The sequence below is a fragment of the Acidithiobacillus concretivorus genome, assembly GCF_018853445.1.
Classification (GTDB): domain Bacteria; phylum Pseudomonadota; class Gammaproteobacteria; order Acidithiobacillales; family Acidithiobacillaceae; genus Acidithiobacillus; species Acidithiobacillus concretivorus.
Genome location: NZ_JABELD010000077.1, coordinates 1 through 7,605, shown reverse-complemented (window position 1 = coordinate 7,605; position 7,605 = coordinate 1). Strand labels below are relative to the sequence as shown.

Genomic DNA, 7,605 nt, shown 5'->3' with positions numbered 1-7,605 from the left:
CATCGGCCGCAAGCGGGTTTTGCTGCTCGGCTGGATAGCTGGCATTCCCATTCCGATCCTGATTTTCTTTGCCCCCAACTGGTGGTGGATTATCGGGGCCAACATTTTCCTCGGCTTCAACCAGGCATTCACCTGGACTATGACTGTTACCAGCCAGATTGATCTGTCGGCCAATCATCAGCGCGGTCTGGCGGTCGGCATCAATGAGGCCATGGGTTACATTGCCGTGGGTGCAGCGGGTCTGGCCACGGGGTATCTGGCCGTTTTGTATGGTCCCCGCTGGTCCTTGCTGGTCTTTGGGCTAGTGGTCATTGCGCTGGCGTTGGTGCTGCTGCTGTGGATAAAAGATACCATTTACTGGGTGCGGGCCGAGCATACACAACAAGAGGCTGACAACCCGGCAGCGGCACCCGCGCAAAGTATGTCCAGCACTTTCCTGCAGGTTTCCTTTCAGGATCGGACCTACCGGGCGCTTTGCCAGGGCGGAGTCACCAACAAAATTGCGGACACACTGGTCTGGGTGTTGTTCCCGCTATTTTTCAAGTTCCACGGCCTCGGCGTTATCTATATCGGCTGGATTACCGGCGTTTATGCCATGGTCTGGGGGCTCTGCCAGTTCTGGACCGGGCATCTGGCCGATCGCATTGGTCGCAAGCCACCGGTTTTGTTGGGCTTTGCCCTGTTATCCGCAGGATTGGCAGGAACCGCATTGGTGAACCACTTTGCTGCATGGATGGTCACCGCTGCGCTGATGGGGCTCGGCATGGCACTGCTTTATCCCAATTTGATTGCCGCCATGTCGGATATTGCTCCAGCCATGCAACGGGGTCGGATACTGGGCACGTATCGTTATTGGCGCGACACGGGTTACGCCATCGGCGGGGTCATTCTGGGTCTGGTGGCCCAATGGAGTGATAAAATCCTGCCCGCGATCTGGCTGACCGCCGGCATTGTGGCCTTCTCGGGCTTATGGATTGCTTTTGCGGTTCAAGAAACGCATCCCCGACGTATCTGAACAGGAGCACCTTCCATGAGCAAAGCATTAATCATTCTGCATGCAGGCCCTGATGAGGCGAACCCTCGCGCCGATACGGCCGTTCGTCTCGCCGGTGCCATGTTGGCAGACAACAAAGACGTTCGCTTGTTTCTTGCCGGTCAGGGCGTGCTGATCCTGAGAGACTGGGATAAAGCTTCTGACAGTACTCGAAGCCTATTGAGAGAGTTGCTGGAATTGGGCCTGGAGGTCCAGTGCTGCGGTAACTCTTTAAAGGCACAGGCTATAGAAACATTACCGAGCGGGGTCAGCAGAAGTTCCATGAAAGGTTTGTCCAGCTGGATCAGTGGCGCTGATGAAGTCGTGTGTTTTTGACGGTGAATGACTCGATGGCAAACTCAAGGCCACTGAGTTCTTCGCCCAGCTCTGTGATGGCCTCAAAAAGCTCTCGACCTTGCATACCCATCAACGCCTGCATCGGTGTTGACTGTCAAACAGCGCCGTCTGTTCGTAGAGTTTACTGATCAGATGGAAGAGCAAGGCGCCGATCAAAGCCCTGTCAATTATCCACCCAATTTTCTACAGTCAGGCCAGGGAACGCACAAAAGTCGGCTTCATTGTTGGTAACCAGCGTAGTTTTCAAGGCAATGGCATGTGCAGCGATAAGTTTATCCAGGGCATCACGGGAGCGTTCTCTGGTGGTCCATCTGACCGGCCCGTAGGCGCGGGCGGCCTGGGAATCGAATGCTGCGACGGGAATATCCTGCAGCAGATCATCCAAAGCCGCCTGATTAGCTCGCTGATTATTTGCCGAGCAGGTGATGCCATATTCAAGTTCAGCCAGCGTAATGGCTGAAATGACCACATCTCCCACAAAACACGCATCGAATTTTTTGCGCACTGATGGTGGTTGCTGTTTCATCAGGTAAATGCAGATATTGGTGTCGAGCATGTATTTTGGCTTCATATTGCTTCGCGTTCATCTTCCTGATTATCACCACGTCCTTTCGCCATAAAATCCGAAGAAAATCCGGCAAATTTCCCCAGGATGTTTCCCATACGCCGCTGCGCCGGGCGAATGTGCAATTCGTCGCCGTGACGCTCGATGACCAGCTCCATCTCCCAATTTTTGAAAGCCAATTCCGCCGGGATGCGGACGGCCTGCGAATGACCGTTTCTGAAAATTTTAGTATGAGCCATGACTACCTCGTTCTATTCTTAAATGGCTCATAGCATGGCCTGTTTGAGCAGCCATGTAAACACATGGATGTACACACTGCCGGCACATCGAATTGCAGGGATTTCTGTGCGAAAGCACCCGGGCGACATCCAACTCACACATTATTTTCATTGCCCATGTTGGCAAAGCATCTCACTGCATCCGATGCCGGAACAGCCAGGAGGCTGCCGCCATGGAGCACAGGGCGATAATGGCCAGGGGCCAGTATTGGGGCCAGAGCATGGGGATGTTGTCCCCTTCCAGAAAAACCCCGCGTACAATAATCAGAAAATAGCGCATGGGGTTGAGATAGGTCAGGTATTGCACCGCTTCGGGCATGTTGGCGATGGGGGTGGCGAAGCCCGAAAGAATAATGGCCGGCACCAGAAAAATGAATACGCCCAGCAAGCCCTGCTGCTGAGTGACCGACAGGGAAGAAATCATCAGACCGATACCCACTCCCGCCAGCAGAAACAGCGCCAAACCGAGGATAAGAGCAAAAACACTGCCGACAAAGGGCACCTGAAACCAGAACACCGCCACCAGAACAATAAACAATCCTTCCAGCGCACCGATCACAAAACCGGGTATAGCCTTACCTAACAAGATTTCGACGGGACGCATGGGCGTCACCAGCAATTGATCAAAGGTGCCTTGTTCCCGCTCCCGGGCTACGGACAAACCGGTTACCAGCAGTGTCACCACCAGCACCAGCAGTGCCACAATACCCGGCACAATAAACCAGCGCGACAGCAGATTGGGGTTAAACCATGAACGAACAACCAGTTGCGCCGGCGGCTTCCCCCAGTGGTGTTCCTGGGCCCAGCACACATCAAAGTGCATCAACACCGTATTCACATCATTCAGTGCCAGGGTGGCCGTATTGGAGTTGCGTCCATTGATGATCACCTGCAGAGGCGCCGGATGATGCATGAGCAAATCGCGGGTAAAGTGCGGGCCAATATTCAGGATGAGCAAGGCTTTTTCATTATTGATGAGTGGTGCAATTTGTCCTTCGTTTTCTATGGTCGCAACCTGCTTAAAAGCTGTAGATCCTTGAAAACCGTCCAATAACTGCCGCGAAGCAAAACCGCTGTCCTGGTTATAAACTGCATAGGGAATATGGTTCAGGTCGTAGGTAGCGGCATATCCAAACACCAGCAACTGGATAATCGGTGGTCCTATCAGCACAAAACGGCTTTTTTTATCGCGCATGAGTGCGAGAAATTCCTTGATCACCAAGGCCCATATGCGTGCCAGCATCAGTCTAACCTCTTGCGCGAACGTCGCCAGGTAACCCCCAGAAAAAACAGGGCCATCAACAACAGGGCCAGACTATTCCAGAGAATAATGGACCACACATCCCCTGCAAGAAACACCGTCTGCAAGATGCTGACAAAATATCGGGCGGCGACAATATGAGTCATGAATCGGATAGGCGCTGGCATCGACTGGATGTCGAAAATGAAGCCGGACAGAATGAAGGCCGGTAAAAAGGTGACGATGATGGCAATTTGCCCTGCCACAAACTGGTTGCGGGCCGCACTGGAAATCAGCAGGCCCATTCCCAACGCCGCCAGCAGAAAAAGCGCCGAACACACCAGTAGCACCCAAAAACTCCCCACCAGCGGCACTGCGAAAAGCCAGACGGCCAGGGCCACCGATAACAGCAAACCACCCATACCCATGATGAAATAAGGAATCAGTTTACCCAGCAAAATCTCAGCCATCGTGACCGGCGTGGCCATCAAGGCTTCCATGGTTCCACGCTCCCATTCTCGCGCTACTACCAGAGCGGTCAGCAAGGCGCCAATGAGCGTCATGATGACGGCAATCAAACCGGGAACCAGAAAATCCCGACTGCGCAAGGCCGGATTAAACCAGATACGAGGTTCGGCATTAATCGGGATAATCAGCGGCTTGCCCGCATTGAGGGCACGCTGTTGCAACCAGTTTTGCCAAACGCCCTGTATATAGCCTTCCATAATGCGGGCATTATTAGCATCCACCCCGTTGACCAATACCCCGATGGGTGCGGTTTTACCCTGAATGACCTGGCGACTGAAATCTGCGCGTAGCCAGACAATCCCGTCGGCCTTGCGGTCCATGACGGCCTGTCGGGCCTGGTGCAGACTGCCATATATTTCCGGCTTGAAATAAGGTGAATGCTGTAGCCCGCCCACAAATCCACTGGTTTCTGCGGTGGGTTGGTCCACGACAACAGCGATGGGCACATGACGGGCATCCAGGGAAACGCCGTAGCCAAATAAAAACAGCAGAAATACCGGCAGGACAAAAGCAATGGCTATGGCCGAAGGGTCCCGCAAAATCTGGATGAACTCTTTACGAATCAAGCCGCGCAGGCGCTGCGGATTCATGAGGCTCTCCGGATTTGGCTTTCATGATGCTGAATCAGGAGGATAAATGCGTCCTCCATGCTGGGGTCAGGTTGTTGTTCACTGCGGGCCTGGGCGCGCACCTGCTCGGGACTTCCCTGGGCCAGCACTTCGCCGAGCGACATCAAGACCAGATTGTCACAATATTCGGCTTCATCCATAAAGTGGGTGGTAATCATCACCGTTACCCCGGCTTCTGCCAATGCGTTGACCCGTTTCCAGAATTCTCGCCGGGCCAAGGGATCGACCCCGGAGGTGGGCTCGTCCAGAAAGAGAATGGGGGGCTCGTGCAACAAGGCGCAAGCCAGAGCCAGTCGTTGCTTGATGCCCAAAGGAAGCTCGTCCACATTGACATCGCGATAGTCTTCCAACTGGAATTCCTGCCGCGCCCAATCCAGTCGCTGCCGTCGCAAAGCCCCGCGTAAGCCATAGGCTGCCGAGAAAAAGCTGAGGTTCTGGTCACTACTGAGATTGCCATAGAGAGAAAACTTCTGGGAGACATAACCGATACGTGCCCGCGCCTGGGCGCTGGCGTGGCGCATGTCCACCCCGGCAACACGCAAGGTGCCTGATGAGGCGGGGAGCAGACCGCAAAGCATGCGGAAAGTCGTACTTTTGCCGGCACCATTGGCTCCTAACAGGCCAAAAATCTGACCTTTCTGCACGCTGAAGCTATTCCCCTTGACGGCTTCAAAATGACCAAAAAACTTGCAGAGATCATGCACCTCAATGACAGTTTCCGGTGTGGATTCCTCCCTGGACGGCATAGGAGAAGCCTGCTGTACTGGCTCTGCCACTACCGTATTGGCGGTCACTGGCGCGTCAGACGTTGACGTTGCAGCACCCAGCAAATCAACAAAAGCATCCTCAAAGTCCGGGGCAACCACTTGCCAGCTCTCTCCTGCTTGTGCTTCGGGCTGCGTCGTGGTCCGGCAAAGTACCCGCACGCCATTGGCGAGAATGCGCGCATCCTGAATACCATGACGGGCTTGCAGGGTTTCGCGGAGATGCCGCTTGCTGACCGTCTGGTGGCTCACCAGAAAACAGCGTCCATGAAGCGGCGCGCTGAATGCCGCCGGAGTGTCTTTTTTGAGCAATTTACCCTGATGTAACAGGAGGATTTCATCGCAGCGCTCTGCCTCATCAAAATAGGCGGTACTCATCAACACGGTCAGCCCTTTTTCACGTAAGCCCTGAATAATTTCCCAGAGTTCACGGCGGGCAATGGGGTCCACGCCTACTGTCGGTTCATCCAGCAGCAGCAATGGTGGTGCCCGTAACAGGGCGCAGGCCAGGCCCAGCTTCTGTTTCATGCCTCCGGATAGCGCTCCGGATGGCCTGGCGCCAAAAGGACCCAGCGCCGTCAGCTTGAGCAACTCCTGCTGGCGGCTCCGCGCCGCCTCACGACTCAAGCCTTGCAAATCCGCATAAAGATCCAGATTTTCTTGTACGCTGAGCTCTTCATACAGACCAAAGCGCTGAGGCATATAGCCGATTTGGTTTTGAATCGCATTGGCCTGACTGCGGGTATCGGCACCCAAAACACGCACTGTGCCGTTATCGGGTAAAAGCAGACCTGCAGCCAGACGCATCAAGGTGGTTTTACCGGCACCATCAGGCCCCAATAGCCCGGTGATACTGCCTGTCTGCAAAGTGAACTCAAGATGATCCAGTGCCTGCACCCGCTCCCTGCCACGAGCAAAACTTTTGCTGACTTCAGAAAAATGCAGCGGCGTAACGACCTCGCTCACGACTCAGTTCCCGCAGGGATGCGCAGACAATTTTTGCGGATGATTGTTTTGCAAAGAGATATGCACAGTAACGGGCATTCCGAGCCGCAGCTGATGCTGGGGATTACAGGCATAAACCCGCATCCGATAGACCAGTTCGGTGCGCAATTCGGTGGTTTGCACGGTCTTGGGCGTAAATTCTGCGGTGGGTGAAATGAAACCCACCCAGCCGGAAAAAGTTTTGCCGGGAAACGAATCGCTTTGAATATTTGCTTTCATACCCAGGCGAACCTGACCCAGCGCCTTTTCCGGCAGGTAGGCACGTACCCAAACCGGATTATCCAGTGCCAGGGTAAACACAGGCGTCTGCGGAGAAACCATATCGCCCGGCTCCAGAATACGGTCCTGAACCACGCCTGTATCGGGCGCGAAGAGACGTGTGTCAGCCAGTTCGCGCTGCGCCAAAGACAAACTCGCCTTGTCGGCCTGCAACAAGTGCCGTGCTGCCGCAATATCTTCCTTACGCGGCCCCTTGACAGCCAGAGCCAATGCCTGTTGGGCGTGGTCGGCATTGGCACGGGCAGTTTTCAGGACAGCCGCCGCGTTATCGACACTTTGTTGAGGGACAAATTGCTGGGCAGCAAGAGATTCCTGGCGTTTCCAGGTGATTTCTGCATTCGCCAGCGTTGCCCGGGCGGCCGCAGTCTGTGCCCGAGCCTCGGCAATTTCTTCGGGACGGGAACCCGCCAAAAGGCGCGCCAAAACCTGTTCCTGAGCAGCAACAGCAGCGCTGGCCTTATCTACCGAATCCTGAAAACGCACGGGATCAATTTCTGCCAATAGCTGGCCTTTTTTAACCCGGTCACCCTCCTGGACCAGAAGATTAAGCAGCCGACCATTATCATCAAAGGCTGTCTGTACCTGACGAATATCAACATTACCATAAACGGTTACCTGATGGGTGGGTGCAGCCGGCCGGGTTTGCCAATAAGCAATGGCACCCGCAATAGCGAGTACCACTACGCCAACAACCACCAACCTTTTTTTCTGGATAGCCATGTATCAAACACTCCTCGGCTAATGCGTTATGGGGTGACGTTCTGAACCAACAAGGCATTAATAGCCTGCAGGTCAGCCATGTTGATTTGTCCGGAGGCCGCCTTGAGTTGCACCCGGGCAATCACCTGATTGTAGAAAGCGACGTTATAATCCTGCTCGGCACGCACGTAGTCGGTGGCAGTGTGCAACAGGTCAATAATGGAGCGT

Annotated in this window: 8 protein-coding genes and 1 pseudogene; 2 read left to right on the top strand and 7 right to left on the bottom strand. The window is 54.4% G+C overall.

Features of this window, described 5'->3' with window-relative positions:
• Positions 1-1,015, top strand: a 1,015-nt coding sequence (locus HJG40_RS10645) for an MFS transporter (protein ID WP_215864168.1), incomplete at its 5' end; no start/stop codon positions are given.
• Positions 1,016-1,030: 15 nt separating this feature from the next.
• Positions 1,031-1,369, top strand: coding sequence for a DsrE family protein (locus HJG40_RS10640; RefSeq protein WP_215864167.1), 339 nt, complete (start codon positions 1,031-1,033; stop codon positions 1,367-1,369).
• Between the two features lie 184 nt (positions 1,370-1,553).
• Here the strand turns inward: HJG40_RS10640 and HJG40_RS10635 are convergent, their stop codons facing one another.
• From HJG40_RS10635 to HJG40_RS10605, 7 genes and pseudogenes are all read right to left on the bottom strand, one after another.
• Positions 1,554-1,961 (bottom strand): type II toxin-antitoxin system VapC family toxin, encoded by a 408-nt coding sequence (locus HJG40_RS10635; protein ID WP_215864166.1) that lies wholly within the window; start codon positions 1,959-1,961, stop codon positions 1,554-1,556.
• A complete protein-coding gene (locus HJG40_RS10630; RefSeq protein WP_215864165.1) occupies positions 1,958-2,194 on the bottom strand; it encodes an antitoxin in 237 nt (78 codons plus the stop codon). The genes HJG40_RS10635 and HJG40_RS10630 overlap by 4 nt, the downstream gene beginning before the upstream one ends.
• Before the next feature lie 172 nt (positions 2,195-2,366).
• The gene (locus HJG40_RS10625; RefSeq protein WP_215864164.1) at positions 2,367-3,476 is read right to left on the bottom strand and encodes an ABC transporter permease; all 1,110 of its coding nucleotides are present in this window, start codon (positions 3,474-3,476) and stop codon (positions 2,367-2,369) included.
• Positions 3,476-4,591, bottom strand: a complete 1,116-nt coding sequence (locus HJG40_RS10620; protein ID WP_215864163.1) for an ABC transporter permease — start codon at positions 4,589-4,591, stop codon at positions 3,476-3,478. Before HJG40_RS10620 ends, HJG40_RS10625 begins: the two co-directional genes overlap by 1 nt.
• Positions 4,588-6,360: an ATP-binding cassette domain-containing protein gene (locus HJG40_RS10615; protein ID WP_215864162.1), complete on the bottom strand. Its 1,773-nt coding sequence runs from the start codon at positions 6,358-6,360 to the stop codon at positions 4,588-4,590. The genes HJG40_RS10620 and HJG40_RS10615 overlap by 4 nt, the downstream gene beginning before the upstream one ends.
• 3 nt (positions 6,361-6,363) lie before the next feature.
• Entirely contained in the window at positions 6,364-7,398 is a 1,035-nt protein-coding gene (locus HJG40_RS10610; RefSeq protein WP_215864161.1) for an HlyD family secretion protein, read from the bottom strand.
• 26 nt (positions 7,399-7,424) lie between these two features.
• Positions 7,425-7,605: pseudogene (locus HJG40_RS10605) on the bottom strand (TolC family outer membrane protein); the annotation flags it as partial.